This window comes from Halalkalicoccus sp. CGA53, assembly GCF_036429475.1.
GTDB classification, from domain to species: Archaea; Halobacteriota; Halobacteria; order Halobacteriales; family Halalkalicoccaceae; genus Natronorarus; species Natronorarus salvus.
Genome location: NZ_CP144125.1, coordinates 155,827 through 178,506, shown reverse-complemented (window position 1 = coordinate 178,506; position 22,680 = coordinate 155,827). Strand labels below are relative to the sequence as shown.

Sequence of the window (22,680 nt, the reverse complement as noted above, 5' to 3'; positions counted from 1 at the left end):
CCACCGACGACGGACCGACCACGGGGTCGATCCGGGACGAGCGGGTCGACCGCCGTGCAGCGAGGTGAGCGATGCGTGAGTTCACCTTCGAGATCCGGTACGAACGGGGTGCCGATCCCCTGATGGATCTCTTCACCGAGTACCCGGAGCTCCGCTCGCGAGCGATCGCGGGAACCACGGGCGAACGGAGCGTCCTCCGCGTCGAACGCTTCTCCGGTCCCGCGATCGCGCTCGAACTCGCCGAGGAGCTCCGAAACGACCCGGAGGTCTACTACGCGGGCGTCACCGAGGGAGGTCGGTCGGTCGAACAGCGCCACACCGTCCTCGAACGGACCGACAGGGAGGTGGTGATCTACTCGCACCTCCACGAACCGGCGGCCGCCCTGTCGGTCTACACCATCTGCCGGCGCTATCTCGGGGAGGGGACGGTCTTCGAGGTGCGCCGCGAGGAGGGGGTCGCACGCTGGCGACTGCTCGTCGAATCGGAGGAGAACGTCGGCCTGCTCTACGACGTCCTCGGGGCGAAGCTCAGGCAGGGTCTCGAGTTCGAGATGGGCCACGTCGGCGACCCAGGTGACTGGGGGGAGCGGATCATCCCCGCGGTCGGCCTCAATAGCGAGCAGTACGTCGCCCTGCACGCGGCCGTCGAGGGAGGCTACTACGAGACCCCACGCGAGGTCACCCTGGACGAACTGGCGGCGGAACTCGACGTCCCCCGGTCGACGCTCTCCTACCGGCTCCGTCGGGCCGAGGCCGAACTCGCGGAGGCGTTCGTCCGTTCGACCTGACCGTGGTGTGTGAGTCGACTCGACGCCCCGACGTGTTCGGTATCGGGTGAACGGGTACCGGTTCGGTCCCATCAACTCGACGGGTTTCGGCGTGTTATGGGCGTGATCTCGACCGGAGGAAATCCCGTTCTACTACTCTGGTCGACACGTCGTCTCACCCGTCCGAGTCGGACCGACGTCCGACCGGACACTTCGACCGTACCCGGATTCACTCCGATCCTGTCGGTCCGGGAGACGTATTAATCGGATGATAATGCCGGTTAACTACTACCATATCGAGTGTCGGGCGGGGCGTACACTCTCGACTTGTCCTGCGCCAACCAGTTAAGGGCCTGATAGGGAAGTCGGACACCGAGAATGTACGAGTGATGAGATATCGTATCGTCACCAGAACCGACTTGTCCACGGGACGGGCTCCACGGTGGACCGTCCCGCGACGTCCGTGGCGTGGTGGTTCTCGGTGACACATCTCTACGGGGTTGGGGGAAACGACGGGACCCCGGCGACACGGGGGTGGGAGGCCGTCGACGGGACGGCACACGAACTGCACTACGAGGACGACCGCGTCGCGGTCTCGAACGGGAGTCCGAGGAGGCTCGCCGACGGGACGCTCATCTGGCTCGTCGGCGACGTCTACGGCTTCGACGACGGGGCGGTGGGCGGGAGCGCGGGTCACTCGCCGCGTCCGACGGACACCGACCCGCTCGAGTACTGTATCGACCTCCTCGAGGGACACGGCGAACGGTGTGTCCGCGGGCTGAACGGGGAGTTCCTCCTCGTGTGCTACGACGCCGAGGGCGGACGGCTCTCGTTCGTCACCGATCGCCTCGGGTCGGTCCCGCTCTACCACGCGCGCACGGTCGACGGCGACCTCGTCTTCTCGACGAACGTCCAGGACGTCGCGGTCCACCCGGACGTCGAGACCGGCTTCGACCCGGGCTACCTCCACGAGTACGTCGTCTTCAAGCGAACGCTCGGGGTGAAGACGCCCTTCGAGGGGGTCGAGGAGCTTCACCCCGGATCGGTCACCACGTTCGACCTCGAATCGGGCGAGCTGAGTACGGACGTCCACTGGCGGCCGCGGTACCGACCGGTCGACCGTCCGTTCGAACGGATCGTCGACGAGTTTACCGCGACGTTCACGCAGGTCGTCGAGGAGTGGACGGACGACGGCGGGGAGTACGGCGTCCTGCTCTCGGGAGGCAGCGACTCCCGGCTGATCCTCGGGGTGCTCGGCGAGCGGGCGGTCGGCCTCCACATGACCGACTGGACGAACCGCGAGGCACGCGCCGCGAAACGCGCTGCCGACGTCGCTGGTGCCCGGTTCGTCCCGTTACCCCGAGGCGGGGAGTACCGGACGGGGTCGCTCGAACGCAACCGTCACCTCTCGAACTTCACCGGCTGGTTCACCCAGCCCTACACGACGGGGATGGAAGACGAGATCAGGGGGGAGGTCGACGGCCTGCTCTCGGGACTCTACGCCGACACGCTGTTCAAGCGCTTCCCGCTGCCCGAGCGGACCCTCTCGATGGGACCGATCGGCACGCTCACCCTTCCGATCGAGAAGCCGATCCGAACGATCCCGGAGTACATCGACTGGCTGGTCGAAGGCGCCTACTGCGATCCGGACCTGCCGACCGACCTCCGCTCCGTGCTCGAGGAGAACGTCTACAGGGACGGGGAACGGGTGATCAACCACGGGGTGAGCTACGACTCGATCGAGGATATGGTCTACTTCGGCAACCTCTATCCGCTGTCGAACGACGACGACCTGCTCTTCCAGCACGGGCTCTCGCGTATCACGCGATACCGAACGCCTTTTCTGGACGACCGGCTGATCGACCTCGCGCTCTCGATCCCGATCGAGTATCGCCACCGGAGGAACCTGATCAACCGGGCGGTCGAACGACTCGATCCGGAGCTCGCGGCGATCGAACACCCCCACACCGGCGTCCCGCTGACCTGGCGGTTCCCGGCGGAGTACGTCGCGCGGAGCCTCGTCGCCGCGTGGCGAAAGCACGTCCACGAAGAGCAGCCACCGAAGCCGTACATGACGAACGGGCCCTGGCTCGACGACAGCGAGCTGATACGCTCGAACGACTTCCTCGGGGAGGCGATCGAGCGTTACGGGGAGAACGCGCGCGCGCTGCCCGGGATCGACCGGACGACGATCGACCGTTACTACGACGAACACCGAAACGGGGCCGACCGCCTCGTCGAACTCTACACGCTGATGACAGTGCTATCCATGCCGGCGACCGAGAGAATAGAGACCGAGATCACCGCACCGAACCGGACGGACGACCCGATCGTCCACCCGACCCGGACCGACGGGGGTGACGACTGGTGACGGACACGCGTATCGAGGTCCTCCTGGTCGGCATCGACGCCGCCTGCGCGGAGGTGCTCGATCCGCTGATCGAGTCGGGTGCGGTCCCGACGATCGCGGAGCTGACGGAGACGGGCGTCTCCGGCCCGCTCACCTCGCAGATCCCGCCGTGGACCGCGAGCGCGTGGCCCTCGCTCTACACCGGGACGAACCCCGGCAAACACGGCGTCTTCGGCTTCCTCGGCTACGACGGCTACGACTGGGACGTCGTCAACGCGACCCACGTCGACGAGCCGTCGCTCTGGGAGCTCGCGGATCGGCGAGGACTGTCGAGCGTCGTCGTGAACGTCCCCGTCACCTCGCCGCCGACGGAGATCGACGGCGCCGTGGTCCCCGGCTACACCGCCCCGGAGAACCCGCCGTGTTACCCCGACGGGATCCTCGACGAACTCCGCGGGGCGATCGGCGAGTACCGCGTCTACCCCGACGAGGACGCCGAACAGCCCGGCGAGTACGTCTCGCTGATCGAACAGCGCGGCGACGCTTTCCGGTATCTCGCCGACCGGTTCGAGCCCGACTTCGGCTTCCTCCAGTTCCAGCAGACCGACTCGGTCTTCCACGAGTATCCCGACGACTGCTACGCCGAGGAGGGCGAGGGGATGGTCGAGGCGATCTACCGGGCGGTCGACCGCGAGATCGGGGTGATCCTCGACGAGTTCGACGTCGGGACCGTGCTCCTCGCGAGCGATCACGGGATGGGACCGTACGAGGGCTACGAGTTCCGCGTCAACGAGTTCCTCCGGGAGGAGGGGTTCGTCGAGACGACTCAGGGCGGGATGCCCGCCTGGCTGCCGATCCTGAACGACAGCCTGCGAGACGGCGAGACCGACACTCAGAGCGGACCGGGACTCGCCGGAACGGCCGTCGCGACGGCCGCGAAACTGGGGGTCACGCCGGCTCGCGCCGGCAGGCTCCTCCGGGCCGTGAGACTCGACGGCGTGGCCGCGAGCCTCGTCCCGGCGCAGGCACAGCGAGCGGGGCGGGAGGGGGTCGACTTCGCCGACTCGACCGCGTACGTCCGATCGTGGATCGAGTTGGGTGTGAGGATCAACCTCGCGGGCCGCGAGCCCGACGGGGTCGTCCTCGAGGAGGAGTACGAGTCGGTGAGAGAGGAGCTGATCCAGCTGCTGAGCGACGTTCGCACCCCCGACGGCGAGCCGGTGTTCGAGGAGGTGACCCGCCGCGAGAGCTACTTCGACGGTCCGCACGTCGACGATGCCGTCGACGTCGTGACCGTTCCTCGAAACTTCGAGACGATGCTCTCGGCGGACCTCAAGGGCGAGCCGTTCGGCCCGCCAGCCGAACCGTGGAACCACAAGATGGAGGGGCTACTCGTCGCGAGCGGCGACGCGGTCGAGTCCGAGGAGGTCGGAGAGGCACAGCTCTTCGACGTCGCGCCGACGGTCTGTTCGGCGCTCTCGATCCCCCGGAGCGACCGGATGGACGGCCAGGTGCTCCCGTTCGTCCGGGAGACTCGGACCCAGACGTACGAGGGCGAGGGGCGTGACAGGCGCGGGACCGACGACGAGGTCGTCGAGGGCCGTCTCGCCGCCCTCGGCTACCTGGAGGGATCCGAGTGAGCTACGAGTTCACCGTCGCGAACGAGGAGGAGCGCACCGAGTGGAACGGCTACCTCGAACGATCGTCACACGCCGGGCCGTTCCACCAGCTGGAGGCACTGGAGCTGCTCGCCGATCACACCGACACGACGCTCCACCCACTGCTCGCGTACAAGGGCCAGCAGGTGATCGGCGTGCTCCCGCTGTTCGAGGGGACGAAGGGGCCGTTTACTACCGTCGTCTCCCCGCCATCCGGTACGGAGGTCTACTACCTCGGGGCGGCGCTCTGTGACGTCGACGGGTTGAAACAGCGAAAGCTCGACCGGCGGACCCGCCGGTTCGTCGAGGGATGCATCGAGTGGATCGACGCGACGCTCGACCCCGATATCACGCACATCCGAACCGTCGATCGCTACCCCGACCTGCGACCGTTTTCGGACTCGGGCTTCGACGTGACGCCGTACTACACCTACGTCACCGACCTCACGCCGAGCGAGGACGATCTGCTGATGGCGCTGTCGAGCGACGCCCGCTCGAACGTCACGAAGACCGACGAGGAGGCCTACCGGATCGAGGTCGGCGGGCTGGACGAAGCCCGCGAGATCATCGAACGGGTCAGAGAGCGCCACGACGAGCAGGGAAAGCCCTACCAGATCACCCGCGAGTACATCGACCGCCTCTATACCGATCTCCCCGACGGCCAGGTGAAGCCGTACGTCTGTTACGACGCGGAGGGATCGATGGCCGGCGGGATCGTCACCGTCGAGTACGGCGACACGATCTACCGCTGGCAGGGCGGGACGAAAGCCGACGTGGAGATCCCGGTCAACGACCTCCTCGACTGGCACGTAATCCGCGACGCGCGCGAACGCGGGCTCACCCGCTACGACTTCGTCGGCGCGAACACCGAGCGGATCTGCCGGTACAAGTCGAAGTTCGCTCCCGATCTGGTCCACTACCACGGCGCGCTCAAACGCTCTCCAACGGCCGACCTGGCGGTCACCGCCCGGTCGCTCGTCGCGAAGGTGCGTTGAGCGATGGCTGCCCTCCACCGCGGTCCGACGCTCTCGCCGGTATCGCTCCTCGCCCGCGGTCCCGGCTTCGACCGGTTCGTCGAGAGCCACACCGACGCCGAGTACGCCTACTACCGCTCCGGGAAGTGGGCCTTTCGCGACGCGCTCGACCTGACGATGGCGGCGAGGGGCGGGACCGAGGTCGTCCTGCCCGCGTACGTCCCCGACGGCTTCGTCGAGCCGATCCGCGAGGCCGGACTCACTCCCCGGTTTCACCGGATGCGTCCCGACCTCCGGCCGGACCTCGGAGACGTCCGTTCGCTCGTGGACGGGGACACCCTCGCGGTCGTCTCGGTCGGGTACTTCGGGCAACCACAACCGATCGAGGTGAGCGAGGCGCTCCGATCGCTCTGTGACGCACACGGCGCGGTGCTCGTCGACGACGCCGCCCACGGCGCGTTCAGCGTCGGCGAGGGTGGTCTCGTCGGTACGGTCGGACACCTCGGCTTCACGAGCCTCCACAAGGCTCTCCCGATCCCCGACGGCGCGGTGCTCTACGTGGCCGACGAGGCTCTCGGGGGAGCGCTGCCCAGATCCGCGGTCGCGTCCCGACCGACTCCTGCAGACCTCCGGTATCTCACGAGAACGGTGCTCACGCGTGCCCGGCGGTCGATCGGTCCGGCCACGCGGAGACGGATCTCTGGCCCGTCCTCACCCACACCGAGCGCCCGGAACCCGGCGGCGCTCTACCGCCGTTCGAAGGGCGAGATGTCGTGGCTCTCCGCGAGGGTCGCGAGACGGGTCGATCCGGCCGCGATCCGACGGCGTCGCCGGGAGAACTACGCGGTCTGGGAGCTCCTGTTCGCTGAGCGGCCGGGGCTCGCCCAGGTCTATCCCTCGCTCGGGGTCGAGACCTGCCCGCAGTACTATCCGACGGTGCTGACCGATCTCGCGGAGCCGGTCGCCGCGCTCGGGCGGCCGTGGCCACCGTTGCCTGACGGGGTACGGGGCAACGACCGGTTCGTCGTCACGAACCACCTCGCCGCACGCCTCTACACGTTCCCGGTCCACCAGGAGCTCCGACCGTCCGGGATCGAGGCCGCGGTCGAACACGTCGTCGGGGAGGACGCGGCGACGGCGAGTTCCCACCGGCGCCCGGAGCCGGCGGCGGTCACCGCCGGAGGGTCGAGCCGAAACGGGTGAGTCCGACCTGTGAGAAGGACGGTCGTAGTCTCTTACCGGTGATCACCGAGCCGGACGGACGATCTACCGGTAACCGGTTACAACCGTCCGTATGAGGCCGACGACCACCGCAACGGCGGAGGCTTAGGTTTCGCCGTCGCCACCCGTGGACGGACCGAGGCTCGTCAGTACGGGCCACGACGGTACCTCCGACTGACGGCTGTTCGTGGAGCGTATGACCGTCGTCACGGACGATCCGCGGAGCTCTCCGGGAGGGGTTACACTCGCGTCCGCCGAGTAGCGAGACGTCGACCGAGACGATGCAGGCCTCCTCGAACGGTGAGAGTCGTTCTTACGCGGTGAGAATCGCCGATAGAACTGTGAGCCGGGGGGTCGAAGCACTACCTGTAGGAGAACGATTATGTCAACACAAACGATGCGAACCGAGGTGTTCGGTCGGAACGTCGCGTTCGAGTACTCGGAGCCGTGGGTCGGCTACTCGCTGCTCTCGCTGCGGCTGGTGATGGCCTACGTGTTCCTCTCGGCGGGGATACAGAAGCTACTCGACCCACAGTGGACAGCGGCCGGCTTCCTCACGAACGCCGTCCCCGAGGGCAACCCGTTCGGTGGGATGTTCGCGGCGATGGCCGACGGCTGGCTCTGGCTGATCGACCCGCTGAACGTCTGGGGACAGATCCTGATCGGCCTGGCGCTGTTGACCGGGACGTTCGTCAGGCTGGCCGCGTTCGGCGGCGCGCTGATGATGCTGCTCTACTGGATGACACAGTTCCACGCGGGTGTGCTGTCCGGTCTCCCGGTCGACAACGGCTACGTCGTCACCTACCACCTCGTCTACGCGATCATCCTCTTCGGGGTGGGCGCGTTCGGGGCGGGACGGATCCTGGGCATCGACGCGAAACTCGAGGAGAGCGAGGCGGTCCGGTCGCGGCCGTGGCTCCGGTACCTGCTGGGCTGATCGCGCGGTAGAACGAACCGTTTTTGGGTCGGATTCGCGGGCGCGGGCCGACCGTCCACAGTGACGGCGGGTGTCCCGATAGTGCGATGCTCGTCCGTTCGACCAGCCGAGCGATCGTCGACGACCGAGCCGTACGGACGGTCGAGACGGTTCCCGTCCGAGGAGAACTACCGCCACTCCGCCAGCTCGCAGACCGTCCGTTCGTCAGCGGTGAGCCACACCGTCGTCCGTCTCTCGTCGTCGACCTCGCGGGGAACGAGCGTCCAGTCCCCCTCGTGGACGAGCAGGTCGAGCGGGTCGGCGACGACCGGCAGGTCGCTGCGTCGGATCGTGTCCTCCGAAGGTCGGTCCACGTCGGTGAGTGGACGTGTCGAGGAAAGACACAGATCCCACTTCTCACGGCGTGGGAACCGGCGACGTCGCTTATCCGGCGGATGTCGTACTTCGGAGTACCGAGGTACCCGACATGCACTTCATCGTCGCGTTCGACGGCTCGGAATCGGCTACGAACACGCTCAGGTACGCCGCCGACCTCCTCCCGGAGGCGACGTTCACGGTCGTCCACGCGGCGGCACCCGAACTCGAGGTGACGCCCGCCGTGGCCGACGGTGGCGGTGGGATCGCCGCGGGTAATCTGCTCGTCGCCGACGGGATCGACGCGACCGAGCGCCGGGGGCGAGCGACACTCGCGGAGGCGATGGCGCTCGGCGAGGAGCTGGGAATCGAGGTCCGCACCGTGTTGCTCTACGGCGACCCGGTGGCAGAGATCGCCGACTTCGCGATGGACGGGGGCTACGACGGCATCTTCGTCGGTCACCGCGGGCTCGGCGACCGGTACCAGGACGCCTTCGGCAGCGTCGCGAAGGGGCTGCTCGCGCGCGCCTCGCTGCCGGTGACCGTCGTGAAGTGAGTCGACTCACTCGCCGAGCAGCCCGCCTACGTCGGCGTGCTCCGCGAGCAGCCCCTCCATGATCGAGACGGTCCGCTCGTCGCGGGTCCGCCCGCTTCGGACGACGTCCTCCGCACGATCGATCGTCGCGAGCGTGTCGGAACGGACGAGCAGCACGGGCACCCCTTTCTCCTCCGCGGTTCTCAACACCGCACTCGAGGGGGTGAGCCCGCCGGTGAGGACGAGACACTTCACGCCCGCCGCCTCCATCGCGACCGTCTGGAGGTCCGCTCGGTCGCCGCCGGTGATGAGCGCGGCGTCCCTCGTTCTGCGGAGGTGGCGCAGCGCGGACTCGCCACTCATCGCACCGACCAGGAAGCGCTCGACGTACGCGTCGGTCGAGGTATCGGAAGTGAGCAGCCGCGCGCCGAGTTCGTCGGCGAGTTCGGCGACGGTGACGCCCGCCAGCTCCTGCGTACGCGGGAGCGTACCGTAGACCGGCACGCCGCGCTCTTCGAGGAACGGGACGACGTCGGACTCGAGTCCGTCGAACGCCGCGTCGGAGACGGCGTTGAACACGGTACCGAGAAACCGGTCGCCGTAGCGGGAGGCGACGTCGAGCGTCTCGTCCGCGTCCGCCGCCGTCTCGTGAGCGGCGACCAGCAGGACCTCCGCGTCGAACAGCTCCGCGAGCTCGGGATCGGTGAGCGAGACGATCCCGCCCGTCGCCGGCGACCGAGCGCCCTCGACGATCATCAGGTCGACACCTTCAGCGAGCCCCTCGAAGCGTTCCCTCACCATCTCCCTGAGTTCGTCGGGGTCCTCGCGCCCGCGGATCGCCTGCTCGACGAACGTCGGAGAGTAGACGACGGGTTCGAGTTCGTGCATCCCGGCGTCGAGGCCGAGGATCTCGCGAGCGAGCAGCGGGTCCTCGTCGAGCGTCTTCCCGACGTTGCTCTGGAGGCGAGTGCCCTTCGGCTTCATGTAGCCGACCGAGAGCCCGCGCTCGGCGGCGATCCGACCGATCGCGAGCGCGATCGCCGTCTTTCCTGTGCTGTCCGCGGTTCCGGCGACGAGTATCGTACGTGTCATTGTTCCACCGTCAGTTGGAGGTCGATCGCGCACACCCCGTCGGGCGTCGCGACCAGCGGGTTGATGTCCAGTTCGACGACCTCCGGGAAGTCCGTGACGAGCTGACCCAGTCGACAGAGGGTCTCGATTATCCCCCGTTCGTCCACGGGCTCGCGACCCCGTGCGCCCCGGAGGAGCGGGAGGGCGTCGATACTCTCGACCATCTCCCCGGCCTCGCGCTCGCTGATCGGCGCGACCCTGAACGCGACGTCCTCTAGGATCTCGACGAAGATACCACCGAGGCCGAACGCGAGCAGCGGCCCGAACTGCGGGTCCTCGCTCATGCCGACGAGCGTCTCTACGCCTCTCTCGAGGTCGACCATCTCCTGGACCTGCACCCCCAGGATCGTCGCGTCCGGACCGTAGTTCCTGGCGCGTGTGAGCAGGTCCTCGTAGGTGTCGCGTACGTCTCCCTCGGAAACCCCGATGGCCACCCCGCCGATGTCGGACTTGTGGAGGATGTCGGGGCTCACGATCTTCATCGCGACGTCACCCTCGATCGAGCGGGCGACGCGCTCGGCCTCTTCGGGATCGGAGACGACCTCGCCGTCGGGGATCGGGATGCCGTAGGCCGAGAGCAGCTCCATCGCCTCGACGCCGACGCGGTTGTCCCGTTCGGTCGCCCGCTCGAGCAGCTCGCGGGCGCGTTCGGTGTCGACGTCGAACTCTGCGGGCTCGTCGTACTCCCGCTCGCTGATCTCGCGGTAGCGAACCAGCGCGTCGAGGCTCCCGATCGCCCGCGCCGGATCGAAGTAGAGCGGGATGCCGGCGTCAGCGAGTACGGATTTCGCCGCGCGCGCGCGCTCGCCCCCCATCAGGCAGGTGACGATCGGCGTGCCGTACTCGGCCTGTAACTCGACGATCGCCTCGGCGAGATCGGGGTACGAGAGCACCGCGGTGGGGGCCGAGAGCACCGCGGCCGCCGAGACGTTTCGGTCCTCCAGTGCGATCTCGATCGCCTCGCGGAAGCGGTCGATGTCGGCGTCGCCGATCACGTCGACCGGGTTGTAGACGTTCGCCTCCTCGGGCACCGTCTCGCGATACCGATCCAGGGTTCTCTCGGAGAACGAGGCCATCCGGAGCGAGGAGTCGCCGACCGCGTCCGTCGCCATCACGCCCGGCCCGCCCGCGTTCGTGACGACCGCGACGCCGTTTCCGTCGGGGAGCGGCTGTCCAGCGAGCGCGCTCGCGGCGTCGAACAGCTCCTGGACCGTCTCGGCGCGGATCACCCCGGCCTGGTCGAGTCCGGCTTCGTACGCCCGGTCGCTCCCGGCGATCGTCCCGGTGTGGGACGAGGCCGCCTGCGCGCCGGCGTCGGTCCGTCCGGATTTGACGAGCACCACCGGCGTTTCGCCTGTGACCTCCCTCGCCGTCTCGATGAACTCCCGGCCCCGGTCGATCCCCTCCAGATAGCCGATCACTACCTCGGTTCGTTCGTCGCTCCCCCACGCCCGCACGAAGTCACTCTCGTCGAGCACCGCCTTGTTACCGAGCGAGACGACGTCCGCGAAACCGATCCCCTCCTCGCGCGCCCAGTCGATCACCGCGGTGACGAACGCGCCCGACTGGCTCATGAAGGAGATCGGGCCAGAGAGCGGCGCGTCGGGGCCGAACGTCGCGTTCAGATCCGAGACGGTCGAGAGGACCCCGAGACTGTTCGGCCCGACCACGTTCAGGTCGTACTCCGCTGCGACCTCGCGCAGTTCACCCTCGCGGCTCGCCCCCTCGCTCCCCGTCTCGCCGAACCCGGCCGTGATGACGACGAGGTTTCTCACACCGGCTTCCCCCGCCTCACGGATCGCCGAGAGCGCGAGGGGTGGCGGGACGACGATCACCGCGACGTCTACGTCGCTCGCCTCCGCGATCGAGTCGACACACTCGATCCCACAGACCTCGTCGTAGTTCGGGTTGACCCCGACGACCGAGCCACGGAACGCGGCGAGGTTCTCGACGATCGCCCGCGCCACCGAGCCCTCGCGCGGGGTCGCGCCGACCACGGCGACGCGCTCGGGCGAGAACAGTCCCGAGAGGTCCCGGTCCCCGCTCACGGAGCGCTCACCGCCCACGATTGTAGCCTCATCGTCCGACCTTCGACGGCCGGACTAATAGTTCGCCCCGATGGTGTTTGGCCGGCAGGTCCGGACCCGCTTCCCGTCGACGGTCGCGCGGTTTCGGGCGACTCGACCGGAGGCGTGACGTCGTTCTGTCGTTTAATCGGGTGATAATTAAGCCCGCCTTCCCCGACTAACGGGTAGCTGGCCTCGCCAGCGCCGGAACCCACACGTTCCGGGACCCCTTTGGTACTTCGAGAAATCGTGATGCGGCGCCTCGGTCGAGGTCGAACGAGAGCGAGCCGTCCGGGATCGCCGACGGTCAGTCGTCGCTCTGGCTCTGGAACTCGACGCCGAGGTAGTCGAGCGCCTCCGCGACGAGTTCGTAGTCGTCGGCCTCGCCCTCGTCGAGCCCGGTGAACCAGAGGGGCTGGTCGGCGTCCTCGTCGACCCAGTCCTCCTCGGTTCCCGAGAGCATGGCGTCGACGACCTCCTCGCGGGCGTCCGCGTCCCACGCCTCGCGGACGATGATCGGCGCGTTCGGCATCGGTTCGGAGGCCTCGATCAGTCGCAGCTCGCCCTCGTCGAGCGCCGTCCCGACGTGCTGGTAGTCCGAGGAGAGCTCCGCGATCTCCTCGGGGACCTCCTCCTCGGGGAGGTTCGGCATCGTCGCGAACTCGCCGGTGCCCGCGAGGACGGTGTCCTCCCGGTTCAGCACCGACTCGCGGGCGGTCGCGTGATCGGAGTACTCGACGGTGAAGTCGACCGGGTCGCCGCTCGGTGCATCGCCGATGTCGAGGCCGGCCTCCGAGAGCAGCATCAGCGGGATCAGCGATCCGGTCGCCGAGAGGCTGTCCGCGAGTGCGACGGTTTCGCCCTCGGCGTCGGTCAGCGCCTCCACCTCGGAGTCGGCGTTCGTCGTCATGAACGTGAAGTAGACGCTCGTCCCGAACGCCTCGCGGATGCCCAGTATCTCCGCGAACCCCTCCTCGACGGCGTAGATGCCGACCTCCGGCGAGACGTCGGCGATGTCCGCTTGGTTGTTCCTGACGGCCTCGGCGACGGCGGCGAAGTCGGCCGCGACGTTCGGCTCGACCTCGACGTCGTCGACCTCCTCCTCGATGTAGTCGAACAGCGGCTGCCACTGCGCTTCGACGTCGACGTCGGCCTCCGCGGGCGTGAGGACGAAGTCGATCGTCTCGACACCGTCGTCGGCCGGATCGCCAGTACAGCCGGCGAGCGCGCCGAGGCCGGCGACGCCGGCCACGCCAGCACTCCGGACGAACGATCGACGCGAGCGGGGCGCGAGCGCGTTCCGATTCGGGGTCATGGCTCGTCGTCGTGGGGCGGGTGACTTAGCACTTCATATCCGACTCGGTGGAGTGTATATATCTCACACGAGCGGACCCTGCCGGGCATCGTGCCCGCATCCCGGGAGCGAAAGGTAACCTCTATTTGCGGGCCTGCCGTTGCGCCGGTATGCAACGACGCGCAGCGGCGGCGTACACGGCGCTCTTTCTCGTGATTGCCGTGGTCGCCGGCGGGATCTACGCGACTGCGGAGGCCCCGGAGGTCACCGTCGACGACCCGGACTACGAACTCGTCGAGGGTGACGAGTTCGAGCACGATGGCACCACCTACACGCTCAACGAGACGGCCGACGGCGAGGCCACCTTCGAGGTGTTCGAACCCGAGCACGAGTACACCGAGAGCTGGGCGAACGGAACGATGATCGAGTACGAGGAGGGGATGTACCTCGTCAGCCTCGACCCGCCGACGGTGATCCTCGGTGAGATCGTCGACATGGACGAGGAGGCGGTCGAGGACGAAGAGGCCGAGGAGGAGGACGCTGAGGCGGACGAGGAGGCTGAGGACGAGACCGAAGCCGAAGACGAGGAGGCCGAGACGGACGACGCTGACGCGGAGGAGACCGACGATGCTGAAGCCGATGACGAAGACGCAGAGGCCGAGGAAGAGGCCGAAGCGGAGGACGAAGACGCCGAGGCGGACGAGGAAGAGGCAGACGAGGACGCACCCGAGGAGGGTGAACCGGTCGACGAAGAGGACGTCGAGATCGGCGAGGAGCTCACCTTCGAGGAGGGTGACACCGTCGAGTACCAGGGCAACGAGACGACGATCGCCGAGGTCACCGACGACGAGGCGACGCTCGTCTGGACCGGCGAGCGCACCTCCACCGAGAGCGTCGACAGCGGCGAGAACCTCACGGTCGGCGAGGAGGAGGAGCTCAGAGTTCACATCGAGGGCGACACCGTCCAGCTCACGAGCGACCACGCGAGCTACGACGAACAGGAGGACGCGATCGCCGCCTACGAACAGCGCATCGACGGGATCACCTGGGTGATCGTGCTCAGCATGCTCACCGTCGTGATACTGCTCTCGCTCGCCTACCTCCCCGTCAGGGGCTAACTACTCCGTTTTCCCGAGAGGAGGATCAACCCGATACCGATCCCGACGGCTGCCAGCGCCGCGACGATCTGTGCGACGGTCAGTACGATACCGCTGCCGAGCGGCCACGGCACGCCCGCGAGCGTCCCGAGCCCCACGAGCGCGAGCGCGAGGCCGCCGATCCCCTCGAGGATCGTCACCGGATCCCGTACTGTCGCGTCTGCGGTCATACGCACCGATGGGCGCGCTCGGGTCTTAATCGCTCTCACTCGCGGTCGCCCTCTCCGAACGTCTCGAACGCGAGGAGCAGGTAAACGGCTCCGAACAGCCGCGCGAGCGGGTAGACCCACGGTTTCCACTCGCAGCCATCGGGATCGGCGTACGCCAGTCTCGTCACGGATCGGATGGTGAGCCGCGGCGAGAACAGGGCGAGCAGCCCGAGCAGCCCCAGAAAGCGCCTGAACGCCCGGTACGACCACTCGCCACGCAGTCCCATGTAGAGGTAGCACAGCCCCTCAGCCCGGGCGGCCGGGACGACCCAGGACTCCAGTTCGCAGTCCTCGGGCGATTCGCAGGCGTACCGATGGACGATACCGATGAACCCCTCCGGCGCGAGTACCTCCACGAGTCCGGTCAGGACGAGGAGTTTGCGGAACATGGAGGGCGTACACGGGGGACGGGCAAGAGGTGATTGTAAAGTAACTGGTAGGGGGTGTGTGGAGATTAGTCGAGCGCGATTTGAACACACGGTCACTCCGCTCGCGTTCGCTCGCTTCACTCCCTGCGTCCAAATCGCTGGGTCCGTCACCTACGGCTCGCGAACGTGCTCGCCGCAGGATGAGCGGGCCGGGCGCGATTTGAACACGCGACCGACGGATTAAGAGTCCGTCGCTCTGCCGGACTGAGCTACCGGCCCTCACCAGTACATCGGAGCGCCGTGTTATAAGAATTGAGATTCCGTCGACCGATCCGAAGCGTTAACAGCGGCCGGAATCACCTCGTCGTAATGTCCTCAGACCTCCCGGACGGCCTTCGAGCGTTCCTCGACCGACTGCTCCGCTTCGACACCACAGACGGGAACGAGGCGGAGGCTCAGGCCTGGTTCGCGGAGGAACTCGACCGGATGGGTTTCGAGGTCTACGAGTGGGAGGCCGATCCAGAGGAGTTCGCCGCCCACCCCTCGTTCCCGGACGATCCGGGAGCGATCGACGTCGAGGGTCGGCCGAGCGTCGGGGGCGTCTTCGACCTCGGATCGGGGGGAGAGACGCTCGTGCTCAACGGCCACGTCGACGTCGTCCCGGCTGACCTCGATAGCTGGAGCTCCGACCCGTTCGACCCCGTCTGGGAGGGCGATCGGCTCACCGCACGCGGTGCGGTCGACATGAAGAGCGGGCTCGCAGCGTGCGTCTTCGCGGCGCTCGCGCTCGCCGAACGCGAGGGCCTCTCGGGGAGAGTCGTCGTCGAGAGCGTCGCCGGCGAGGAGGAGGGCGGCATCGGGGCGGCCGCGGCGGCGCTCTCGAACCCGTACCCGTTCGAGCGCGACGCGGCGATCGTCGCCGAGCCAACGGGTTTGGAACCGGTGATCGCGACCGAGGGCTCGCTGATGAAGCGACTCCGGATCAAGGGGCGGTCGGCACACGCGGCGACGACCTGGCGCGGCGAGTCGGTCCTCCCACACTTCGAGCGGATCCGACAGGCGTTCTCCGACCTCGAGACCGAACGCGGCGATCGCCTGAGTCACCCGCTCTACGAGGGGTTCCCGATCCCGTTGCCGGTCAACTGCGGGACGGTTCGGGCGGGCTCGTGGGCCTCGTCCGTGCCGGCGGCACTGGAGGCCGAGTTCCGCATCGGGGTCGCACCCGACGAGACCGTGAGCGAGGTCGAGGCGGAGTTCGAGCAACGGCTCGCAGACGTCGCCGCCGAGAGCGAGTGGCTCACCGACCACCCCCCCTCGTTCGAGCGGTTTTCGATCCAGTTCGAGCCATCGGAGATCGATCCCGAGGAGGGGATCGTCCGGGTGGTGAGCGACGCGCTGGCCGCGTACGGTCGGGAGGGCGGCCCCAGAGGGGCGACCTACGGGGCCGACTCGCGGCACTACGTCGAGGCGGGAATCCCGACGGTGCTCTTCGGCCCCGGGAACATAGACCAGGCACACTTCCCGGACGAGACGATGTCCGTCTCGGAGCTCGAAGAGGGAACGACGCTGCTCGCCGACGCCGCCGCCCGCTACCTATCGGAAGCGTGACTGAGGTCGTCTGAGGTTCTGCTCGTCGATCCACTCCCCGAGGACGTCGTTCGTGAGCTCACCCGGGTCGACCTGGTCGTAGGCGGCGAGCCGCCGGAGGTCCCGGTAGGTCTCGGGATCGAGCGTGAGCGTCAGCTCGCCGATCGTGACCCCTCTGTCCGCGAGCGTGTCCTCGATAGCTCTCCCGTCGTTGATCTCGCTCGCGATGGTCCGGATCTCTCGTACCGTGAGGTCGTTGTCGATCGTCGCCCACGCGAGCTGGTAGCGCGCCTCGCCGCCGACGCGGGCGATGTGTTTCGCCGCGGTCGGCGCGATGTCGCCCAACGCGACGTGTCTCCGGATCGACTGGGGCAGGTCGTGCACCCGCGCCCACTTCCTGACGAACGAGACCGTCACGTCGCCCCCGGCGCGTTCGACGGCCTCCTTGTACGAGCCGACGCCACGGACGAGCGCAGCACACGCCGCCGCGCCGCGCAGCATGAAGATGTTGTCCTCGTTCACCGCACCCTCGGCGAACTGACGGACGACGCGGGCGGCCTCGGCGACGCTCTCGGGGTCGTCCGGGTCGAAGCCGACCGCATCGCGTGCGCGTTCGCCCGTGATCGCCTCGTCACCCCGGACGACGGGGGTACCGACCGGCGAGCGACGCTCGCTCGGTACGTCCCGATCAGCTCCGTCGGACGTCATTGCACACCCCTTCGCCCCCGTCGACAAAAGTTCGCCGCCTCGGACGGACGGTCGCGACCGCCTCTTGGCGACCTCGGTCCTGTCCGGCCGATCGCTGGATGCGAGACGGCGGCCGTCTCATGAGGACGGTTGTCACTGGTTACCGGTGATCGCCAGTCCGGGTCGGCGATCACCGGTGAGGGACTACAACCGCCCTTATCACTCCTCACGGCGCTCGGAGAGGTGCTCCCAGATCTCCGTACAGCCCGCACCCACCGGGACGTCGCGGAGGTGCCCGTCGTCGCGCTCTCCGCGCTCGTCGTCTTCGACCGGCTCCACCCGCTCTCGCTCCTCTACACACGCGTCGGTCATTTCGCTCTCTCTCCCTCGTAGAGCTCCGGCGCGACGTCCGCCGACGCGTGCTGTCGTCTCTCGTCCCTTCGTCGCCGTGTCATCGGTCCCCCGTTGGGAACTCGTCCGAATAAGGTCGCCCTCGTTCACAATCCCTACCCCATCTGCCGCCTGTCGGCGACGTTTGACGGTATCTACGTCGGGCTACGTGGGTTAAATCAACTCCCGTCGGGCGATCGACCCCACGAGACGCGTCACCGGGGCCGGTGACGGTCCCTCTGAGCGACGGGCTTTGATAGCTCGACGCGGTAGTCGAGCCCATGACGGTCTCCGTGCGGACGTTCGACGACGGGGCGTGGGTGAGCGTGGACAACGAGCGTGTCGTCGGCGTGAGCGAACTCTGGCGGCTCTCGGGGTTCTGTTCGTGCGAGGTGGGCGACGTGATGCTCGAGGCGTTCGTCGAGGCCGAGTCCGTGGGGCGGGAGGTGAAAGCGAGCGCGGTCGGTCGGTGTATCGCCTGTGGCGAGAGCGGGTCGATGGGCTGGCTCACGGTCGGACGGGTGGTCGACGGCGAGTTCCACAGGACGGACCCGAACGGGGTGCAGTCACACGCGGCCGAGCCGCGAGAGTGAGGATCGCGGTGGTACAGCCGCGGGTGGTCGCGAGGCGTCGTCGTTCACCGGGGGCGAGACGATGGTCGTCCCTACGTGCAAGCTTCGCCGGTAGGCGGGAGTCGCGGGGAATGGTGACGCGACGGCCGGAGGTATGAACCGCAGTCACCTGTCCCCATACATGCCGAGCGACGTCGAGCAGTGGAAAGACGAGGTCTACGGGACGGATATCCGAGGGCACATCGAACGGTTCGCCGAGGAGGGTTGGGAGTCGATCCCCGACGACGAGAGAGACGCCTGGTTCGAGCGCTTCAAGTGGTACGGGCTGTACCACCAGCGCGCCGGCCAGGAGAGCTACTTCATGATGCGGATCGGCCCGCCGGGTGGTGTGTTGGAGCCAGGACAGTTCCGCGCGGTGGCCGAGATCGCGAAGGAGTTCTCCACCGGTCCCGCCGAGAACCCGATCTTCGGCAACGGCTGGCTCGACGTCACGACCCGACAGGCGATCCAGCTCCACTGGATCAACCTCGAAGACGTCCCCGAGATATTCGAGCGTCTGGAGAAGTCGGGGCTCTCGACGATCCAGGCGTGTGGTGACTCCTGGCGGAACATCGTCGGCTGTCCGGTGGCGGGGAAGGACAGACACGAGTTCGTCGACGCCGGGACGCTCGCCGACGACCTCCACGAGGCGTTCAAAGGTAACCGCGAACACTCGAACTTGCCCAGAAAGTGGAAGGTCTCGGTGACCGGCTGCCGCGAGGGCTGCGGCCAGGGTGACATCAACGACCTCGCGTTCGAGCCCGCGGAGCGGGAGGTAGACGGCGAGAGCGTGCGCGGCTACAACGTCCGCGTCGGCGGCGGCCTCGCGCGCAACGAACCTCGCTTCGCGAAGGAGATCGACGTCTTCGTCACGCCCGGAGAAGCCGTCGACGTCGCCGCCGGGATCAGCGCGCTCTTCCGGGACCACGGCGATCGCGAGAACCGGTACAACGCGAGGATCAAGTTCCTGATGGACGAGTGGGGCCCCGAGGAGTTCCGCCGCGTGCTCCAGGACGAGTACGTCGAGTTCGAGATGCACGAAGCCGGCGAGGACCTGCGTTCGGAGTACAGCTACAACGCCGGGACCGCCCACGGCCACGGGGACCACGTCGGCGTCCACGAGCAGCGCGACGGGAGTAACTACGTCGGGCTGAACGTCCTGGTGGGACGGATCGGCGCGGACGAGGCGCTGGAACTCGCAGACGTCGCCGATCGCCACGGCTCTGGCGAGGTGCGTCTCACCCAGCGCCAGAACGTGATCCTCACGGACGTCCCGGACGAGAACGTTGACGAGTTGCTCGCGGAGCCCGTCCTGGAGTACTACAGCCCCGACCCACACGCGTTCCAGCGTGGGTCGATCGCCTGTACCGGTACCGAGTTCTGCTCGCTGTCGATCGTCGAGACCAAAAATCGCCAGGTGCGCTACTCGCGCTGGCTGACCGAGAACGTCGAGCTCCCCGAAGACGTCGAGGACTTCCACATCCACCTCTCGGGCTGTACGGCGTCGTGCGCGCAGCCACAGATCGCCGATATCTCGCTGCGCGGAATGAAGACCAGAAAGGACGGCGAGCCGGTCGAGGCGTTCGACATCGGGCTCGCCGGTGGCCTCGGCGAGCAGCCCGAGTTCGCCCGGTGGGTCCGCCAGCGCGTGCCCGCCGACGAGGTGCCCGGTGCGATCGAGAACCTCGTAGAGACGTACGTCGCAGAGCGCGAGGGAGAGGAGACGTTCCGCGAGTTCGCCCGAGAGATGGACGAAGGGGAGCTCGCGGCGCTCTGTGAGCCGAAAGAGACGAGCTACGAGGACGGCTTCCTGCACAACACGAAACGGACCTGGTACCCGTACGCCGAGGACGACGACCTCGACGCGAGCCCCGCGCCGACGACGCCGGACGACACGCCGATCTCCGCCGACGATTGACCGGGGCGGGACGAAGTTGAGCCCCCGCGATCTCGGCGGAGTACGCGGACGATTGACGGAGGCAGGTGAAGGCGAACTCGCGCAGTCGTCCGTAGAGTACGCCGACGACCGAGCGCGACGTGAGTTGGGCGAACGGCCGGGCGTCGGCGTGTCGGTGGTCGTGGTACCGCGACCCTCGCAAGCCCTATACGTCTCCCTCCTCTACGTCTGTTTGTAATGGCGACCGGTAAAGTTGATTTCTTCAACGACACAGGCGGCTACGGTTTCATTTCCACCGAGGATGCTGACGACGACGTGTTCTTCCACATGGAGGACGTCGGCGGTGAAGACCTGACCGAAGGCACAGAGATCGAATTCGACATCGAACAGGCCCCGAAGGGCCCCCGCGCGACGAACGTCGTCCGCAACTGAGGCCGACCCCGGGCGTCGCACGGGCGACGCCGGATCGGTTTTTTCCGTTTCTTTCACAGCCCCCGGAGACGGCTCCGTCTATCGATCGACGAACGACCGGCGGATGCGTCGGAGATACTCACGGTGGATACGTCGCTCCGTGATCGGAGACGACCCTGAGTAGGGCCACCGGCCGCGGATCGGATCAGGTCGTTCGCGCGCGCTCGTAGGCAGCGCCGCCGAGACAGCCGACCGGGACGGTCAGCCAGCAGGTCCAGAGGAAGGAGGCGACGCCGACGAGCGAGACGAACCACCAGGCGTCGGTCAGCACCACGCCGAGCGGGTCGCTCCCCGAACCGAACGCGACGGCGAGGACGAAGACGTAGAGCGCCGCGAGCGAGACGAGATAGGTCCCGAGCGTCGCGAGCAGGCCGCCGAAGAGGCCGACATAGGTCCCCTCCCCGGGTACCAGTCGCCAGACGAGGAGACAGGAGAGGAAGGCGGCGGGGACGACCAGTGGCAGGGCGGTCAGCGCGACCAGCGCGAGCGCCGCGTCGCCGACTCCGACGCGGTCGGCGAGCGTCATCGCGAGCGCGAACAGGACCGAGACGCAGAGTGCGGCCCCGGCGCCCGCGTAGCCGGCACCGACGTCCCGCCGGTCGGCCCGGGGCAACTGCTCGCGAGCGGTACCGAGACCGCGGTGCCAGAGGGATGCGGTCATGTCCAAACTACTCCGCCGAGTGATAAGTAATTTCGGAGTGACGTCGGAACGAGAAGCAAAGGCGTGGGTATCCGTTACGTCGGCTTCCGCGCCTCGATCGTCGCCGAGACGATCAGGTCCTCCAGGTCGTGGTCGTCCGACCACTCGCCGATGAACGCCGCGCTCTCCTCTTTGGGTTCGATCCGGACGTCCTCGAACCCCGCCACCGAGAGCAGTCCCTCTAGCTCGTCGACCGTCGCCGCGCCCGCGACGCAGCCGGCGAGGCTGTCGAGGTCGTCCTCGAACTCCGCCGGGATCTCCGTGGCGGCGACGACGTCCGAGACCGCGAGACGGCCACCCGGCTCGAGTACGCGAAAGCTCTCCTCGAACACCCGGGCTTTCGCCGGCGAGAGGTTGATCACGCAGTTCGAGACGATCACGTCGACGGAGCTATCGGGAACCGGGAGGTGTTCGATCTCGCCGAGTCGGAACTCGACGTTCCCGGCCCCGTTCTTCTCGGCGTTCTCGCGTGCCCGTTCGACCATCTCCGGCGTCATATCGACGCCGATCACCCGTCCCTCCTCTCCCACCTCGCGGGCGGCGAGGAAGCAGTCGAACCCGCCGCCGGAGCCGAGGTCCAGCACCGTCTCCCCCGGTTCGAGGCTCGCGATCGCGGTCGGGTTGCCACAGCCGAGGCCGAGGTTCGCGCCCGCTTCGACCGCGTTCACGTCCTCGCCCTCGTAGCCGAGACGCTCGGCGTACCCCTCGTCGGTTCGGTCGTCCCGGACTTCCTCGCCGTCGCTACAGCAGCGGCCCGACTCCGCGATCCGACCGTAGCGCTCCCTGACGGCCGCCCGCTGGACGCGCTCGCGTTCACCGCTCATCGCTCCACCTCGTCCAGCGCCGCACAGAGGCGTTTCGCACGCTCCGTCGGGCCGTAGTAGCGCCAGCGTCCCTCCTTTCTGCGGGTGAGCAGCCCCACCTCGTGGAGAGCAGAGAGCGCGCGGCTCACCGTGCTCTGGCTCGCGTCCACGAGGGGAACGAACTCGCAGGCACAGACCTCCCCGTCGGCGGCGAGCGCCGAACGCAACAGCGCGTAGCGCGTCTCCGACCCGGCCGCCGAGAGCACCCGGACGTCCCGGGCGACCCGTTCCTCCGGGAGGTCGTGGCCGACGCCCGTACAGCACCCCTCGACCGGTTCGATCAGCCCGCTCATGTGTACGTGATCATATGCGCATTTAAGTATATAGCGTTTCGGGTCCGGTCCGGACCGGTCGGATCGGGGGCCACCGACGACGTGAGGGCGAAACGCCGTACGAGCGAGCGACGGAGCCCGTCCGTACGATCGACGTCGGACGGGCGACGATCCTGAACGC

General features: G+C 67.8%; 23 protein-coding genes and 1 tRNA gene. 12 read left to right on the top strand and 12 right to left on the bottom strand.

Annotated elements, in window-relative coordinates:
• The first annotated feature begins 71 nt into the window (after window positions 1–71).
• The 6 genes from V2L32_RS02110 (at window position 72) to V2L32_RS02085 (ending at window position 7,907) form a co-directional block, all read left to right on the top strand.
• A complete protein-coding gene (locus V2L32_RS02110; protein WP_331234788.1) occupies window positions 72–788 on the top strand; it encodes a helix-turn-helix domain-containing protein in 717 nt (238 codons plus the stop codon).
• 460 nt (window positions 789–1,248) lie between these two features.
• Window positions 1,249–3,138, top strand: a complete 1,890-nt coding sequence (locus V2L32_RS02105) for an asparagine synthase-related protein (RefSeq protein ID WP_331234787.1) — start codon at window positions 1,249–1,251, stop codon at window positions 3,136–3,138.
• Window positions 3,132–4,757 (top strand): alkaline phosphatase family protein, encoded by a 1,626-nt coding sequence (locus tag V2L32_RS02100; RefSeq protein ID WP_409348459.1) that lies wholly within the window; start codon window positions 3,132–3,134, stop codon window positions 4,755–4,757. Before V2L32_RS02105 ends, V2L32_RS02100 begins: the two co-directional genes overlap by 7 nt.
• Complete coding sequence (locus V2L32_RS02095) at window positions 4,754–5,770, top strand: lipid II:glycine glycyltransferase FemX (protein ID WP_331234785.1); 1,017 nt, start codon at window positions 4,754–4,756, stop codon at window positions 5,768–5,770. Before V2L32_RS02100 ends, V2L32_RS02095 begins: the two co-directional genes overlap by 4 nt.
• A gap of 3 nt (window positions 5,771–5,773) precedes the next feature.
• Window positions 5,774–6,952 carry a DegT/DnrJ/EryC1/StrS family aminotransferase gene (locus tag V2L32_RS02090; RefSeq protein ID WP_331234784.1) on the top strand — a complete coding sequence of 393 codons (1,179 nt, stop codon included), beginning with the start codon at window positions 5,774–5,776 and terminating at the stop codon, window positions 6,950–6,952.
• Between the two features lie 400 nt (window positions 6,953–7,352).
• Complete coding sequence (locus V2L32_RS02085) at window positions 7,353–7,907, top strand: DoxX family protein (protein ID WP_331234783.1); 555 nt, start codon at window positions 7,353–7,355, stop codon at window positions 7,905–7,907.
• Window positions 7,908–8,074: 167 nt separating this feature from the next.
• Here the strand turns inward: V2L32_RS02085 and V2L32_RS02080 are convergent, their stop codons facing one another.
• The gene (locus V2L32_RS02080; RefSeq protein WP_331234782.1) at window positions 8,075–8,260 is read right to left on the bottom strand and encodes a DUF7511 domain-containing protein; all 186 of its coding nucleotides are present in this window, start codon (window positions 8,258–8,260) and stop codon (window positions 8,075–8,077) included.
• A 113-nt stretch (window positions 8,261–8,373) separates the two neighbouring features.
• Here V2L32_RS02080 and V2L32_RS02075 point away from each other — a divergent pair, with 113 nt between their 5' ends.
• The gene (locus V2L32_RS02075) at window positions 8,374–8,817 is read left to right on the top strand and encodes a universal stress protein (protein WP_331234781.1); all 444 of its coding nucleotides are present in this window, start codon (window positions 8,374–8,376) and stop codon (window positions 8,815–8,817) included.
• Window positions 8,818–8,823: 6 nt separating this feature from the next.
• Here the strand turns inward: V2L32_RS02075 and V2L32_RS02070 are convergent, their stop codons facing one another.
• The 3 genes from V2L32_RS02070 to V2L32_RS02060 form a co-directional block, all read right to left on the bottom strand.
• Window positions 8,824–9,888, bottom strand: a complete 1,065-nt coding sequence (locus V2L32_RS02070) for a phosphotransacetylase family protein (RefSeq protein ID WP_331234780.1) — start codon at window positions 9,886–9,888, stop codon at window positions 8,824–8,826.
• Window positions 9,885–11,975 carry an acetate--CoA ligase family protein gene (locus tag V2L32_RS02065; RefSeq protein ID WP_331234779.1) on the bottom strand — a complete coding sequence of 697 codons (2,091 nt, stop codon included), beginning with the start codon at window positions 11,973–11,975 and terminating at the stop codon, window positions 9,885–9,887. The genes V2L32_RS02070 and V2L32_RS02065 overlap by 4 nt, the downstream gene beginning before the upstream one ends.
• A gap of 325 nt (window positions 11,976–12,300) precedes the next feature.
• Window positions 12,301–13,308, bottom strand: coding sequence for a PhnD/SsuA/transferrin family substrate-binding protein (locus V2L32_RS02060; RefSeq protein ID WP_331234778.1), 1,008 nt, complete (start codon window positions 13,306–13,308; stop codon window positions 12,301–12,303).
• A 149-nt stretch (window positions 13,309–13,457) separates the two neighbouring features.
• Here V2L32_RS02060 and V2L32_RS02055 point away from each other — a divergent pair, with 149 nt between their 5' ends.
• The gene (locus V2L32_RS02055) at window positions 13,458–14,405 is read left to right on the top strand and encodes a hypothetical protein (RefSeq protein ID WP_331234777.1); all 948 of its coding nucleotides are present in this window, start codon (window positions 13,458–13,460) and stop codon (window positions 14,403–14,405) included.
• Here V2L32_RS02055 and V2L32_RS02050 read toward each other — a convergent pair.
• The 3 genes from V2L32_RS02050 to V2L32_RS02040 form a co-directional block, all read right to left on the bottom strand.
• Complete coding sequence (locus V2L32_RS02050; protein ID WP_331234776.1) at window positions 14,402–14,614, bottom strand: hypothetical protein; 213 nt, start codon at window positions 14,612–14,614, stop codon at window positions 14,402–14,404. The genes V2L32_RS02055 and V2L32_RS02050 overlap by 4 nt on opposite strands.
• A gap of 35 nt (window positions 14,615–14,649) precedes the next feature.
• Entirely contained in the window at window positions 14,650–15,042 is a 393-nt protein-coding gene (locus V2L32_RS02045) for a hypothetical protein (protein ID WP_331234775.1), read from the bottom strand.
• Between the two features lie 184 nt (window positions 15,043–15,226).
• A tRNA-Lys gene (locus tag V2L32_RS02040) sits at window positions 15,227–15,300 on the bottom strand.
• A gap of 90 nt (window positions 15,301–15,390) precedes the next feature.
• On the opposite strand from V2L32_RS02040, the gene V2L32_RS02035 reads away from it, so the two are divergent.
• Complete coding sequence (locus tag V2L32_RS02035) at window positions 15,391–16,629, top strand: ArgE/DapE family deacylase (protein ID WP_331234774.1); 1,239 nt, start codon at window positions 15,391–15,393, stop codon at window positions 16,627–16,629.
• Here the strand turns inward: V2L32_RS02035 and V2L32_RS02030 are convergent.
• The gene (locus V2L32_RS02030; RefSeq protein ID WP_331234772.1) at window positions 16,615–17,316 is read right to left on the bottom strand and encodes a DUF7119 family protein; all 702 of its coding nucleotides are present in this window, start codon (window positions 17,314–17,316) and stop codon (window positions 16,615–16,617) included. The genes V2L32_RS02035 and V2L32_RS02030 overlap by 15 nt on opposite strands.
• Before the next feature lie 198 nt (window positions 17,317–17,514).
• Window positions 17,515–17,667, bottom strand: coding sequence for a hypothetical protein (locus V2L32_RS02025; RefSeq protein ID WP_331236657.1), 153 nt, complete (start codon window positions 17,665–17,667; stop codon window positions 17,515–17,517).
• A gap of 299 nt (window positions 17,668–17,966) precedes the next feature.
• Between V2L32_RS02025 and V2L32_RS02020 the strand changes: the two genes are divergently transcribed.
• From V2L32_RS02020 to V2L32_RS02010, 3 genes are all read left to right on the top strand, one after another.
• A complete protein-coding gene (locus V2L32_RS02020) occupies window positions 17,967–18,278 on the top strand; it encodes a hypothetical protein (RefSeq protein WP_331234771.1) in 312 nt (103 codons plus the stop codon).
• Between the two features lie 160 nt (window positions 18,279–18,438).
• A complete protein-coding gene (locus V2L32_RS02015) occupies window positions 18,439–20,214 on the top strand; it encodes a nitrite/sulfite reductase (RefSeq protein WP_331234770.1) in 1,776 nt (591 codons plus the stop codon).
• A gap of 216 nt (window positions 20,215–20,430) precedes the next feature.
• Window positions 20,431–20,625 (top strand): cold-shock protein, encoded by a 195-nt coding sequence (locus tag V2L32_RS02010; protein ID WP_331234769.1) that lies wholly within the window; start codon window positions 20,431–20,433, stop codon window positions 20,623–20,625.
• Window positions 20,626–20,809: 184 nt separating this feature from the next.
• Here V2L32_RS02010 and V2L32_RS02005 read toward each other — a convergent pair whose 3' ends face one another.
• The 3 genes from V2L32_RS02005 to V2L32_RS01995 all read right to left on the bottom strand — a co-directional run bounded on the left by V2L32_RS02005 (window position 20,810) and on the right by V2L32_RS01995 (window position 22,520).
• The gene (locus V2L32_RS02005; protein ID WP_331234768.1) at window positions 20,810–21,325 is read right to left on the bottom strand and encodes a hypothetical protein; all 516 of its coding nucleotides are present in this window, start codon (window positions 21,323–21,325) and stop codon (window positions 20,810–20,812) included.
• A gap of 74 nt (window positions 21,326–21,399) precedes the next feature.
• The gene (locus tag V2L32_RS02000) at window positions 21,400–22,188 is read right to left on the bottom strand and encodes an arsenite methyltransferase (protein ID WP_331234767.1); all 789 of its coding nucleotides are present in this window, start codon (window positions 22,186–22,188) and stop codon (window positions 21,400–21,402) included.
• Window positions 22,185–22,520 (bottom strand): ArsR/SmtB family transcription factor, encoded by a 336-nt coding sequence (locus tag V2L32_RS01995; RefSeq protein WP_331234766.1) that lies wholly within the window; start codon window positions 22,518–22,520, stop codon window positions 22,185–22,187. Before V2L32_RS01995 ends, V2L32_RS02000 begins: the two co-directional genes overlap by 4 nt.
• Between the last annotated feature and the right edge of the window lie 160 nt (window positions 22,521–22,680).

What these genes read in the sequence shown, in the direction of transcription:
- V2L32_RS02005 (WP_331234768.1), bottom strand. Translation starts at nt 21,325, where the DNA reads ATGACCGCATCCCTCTGGCACCGCGGTCTCGGTACCGCTCGCGAGCAG.
- V2L32_RS02075 (WP_331234781.1), top strand. Translation starts at nt 8,374, where the DNA reads ATGCACTTCATCGTCGCGTTCGACGGCTCGGAATCGGCTACGAACACG.
- V2L32_RS02110 (WP_331234788.1), top strand. Translation starts at nt 72, where the DNA reads ATGCGTGAGTTCACCTTCGAGATCCGGTACGAACGGGGTGCCGATCCC.
- V2L32_RS02050 (WP_331234776.1), bottom strand. Translation starts at nt 14,614, where the DNA reads ATGACCGCAGACGCGACAGTACGGGATCCGGTGACGATCCTCGAGGGG.
- V2L32_RS02010 (WP_331234769.1), top strand. Translation starts at nt 20,431, where the DNA reads ATGGCGACCGGTAAAGTTGATTTCTTCAACGACACAGGCGGCTACGGT.
- V2L32_RS02060 (WP_331234778.1), bottom strand. Translation starts at nt 13,308, where the DNA reads ATGACCCCGAATCGGAACGCGCTCGCGCCCCGCTCGCGTCGATCGTTC.
- V2L32_RS02045 (WP_331234775.1), bottom strand. Translation starts at nt 15,042, where the DNA reads ATGTTCCGCAAACTCCTCGTCCTGACCGGACTCGTGGAGGTACTCGCG.
- V2L32_RS01995 (WP_331234766.1), bottom strand. Translation starts at nt 22,520, where the DNA reads ATGAGCGGGCTGATCGAACCGGTCGAGGGGTGCTGTACGGGCGTCGGC.
- V2L32_RS02035 (WP_331234774.1), top strand. Translation starts at nt 15,391, where the DNA reads ATGTCCTCAGACCTCCCGGACGGCCTTCGAGCGTTCCTCGACCGACTG.
- V2L32_RS02030 (WP_331234772.1), bottom strand. Translation starts at nt 17,316, where the DNA reads ATGACGTCCGACGGAGCTGATCGGGACGTACCGAGCGAGCGTCGCTCG.
- V2L32_RS02020 (WP_331234771.1), top strand. Translation starts at nt 17,967, where the DNA reads ATGACGGTCTCCGTGCGGACGTTCGACGACGGGGCGTGGGTGAGCGTG.
- V2L32_RS02090 (WP_331234784.1), top strand. Translation starts at nt 5,774, where the DNA reads ATGGCTGCCCTCCACCGCGGTCCGACGCTCTCGCCGGTATCGCTCCTC.
- V2L32_RS02015 (WP_331234770.1), top strand. Translation starts at nt 18,439, where the DNA reads ATGCCGAGCGACGTCGAGCAGTGGAAAGACGAGGTCTACGGGACGGAT.
- V2L32_RS02000 (WP_331234767.1), bottom strand. Translation starts at nt 22,188, where the DNA reads ATGAGCGGTGAACGCGAGCGCGTCCAGCGGGCGGCCGTCAGGGAGCGC.
- V2L32_RS02055 (WP_331234777.1), top strand. Translation starts at nt 13,458, where the DNA reads ATGCAACGACGCGCAGCGGCGGCGTACACGGCGCTCTTTCTCGTGATT.
- V2L32_RS02025 (WP_331236657.1), bottom strand. Translation starts at nt 17,667, where the DNA reads ATGACCGACGCGTGTGTAGAGGAGCGAGAGCGGGTGGAGCCGGTCGAA.
- V2L32_RS02085 (WP_331234783.1), top strand. Translation starts at nt 7,353, where the DNA reads ATGTCAACACAAACGATGCGAACCGAGGTGTTCGGTCGGAACGTCGCG.
- V2L32_RS02070 (WP_331234780.1), bottom strand. Translation starts at nt 9,888, where the DNA reads ATGACACGTACGATACTCGTCGCCGGAACCGCGGACAGCACAGGAAAG.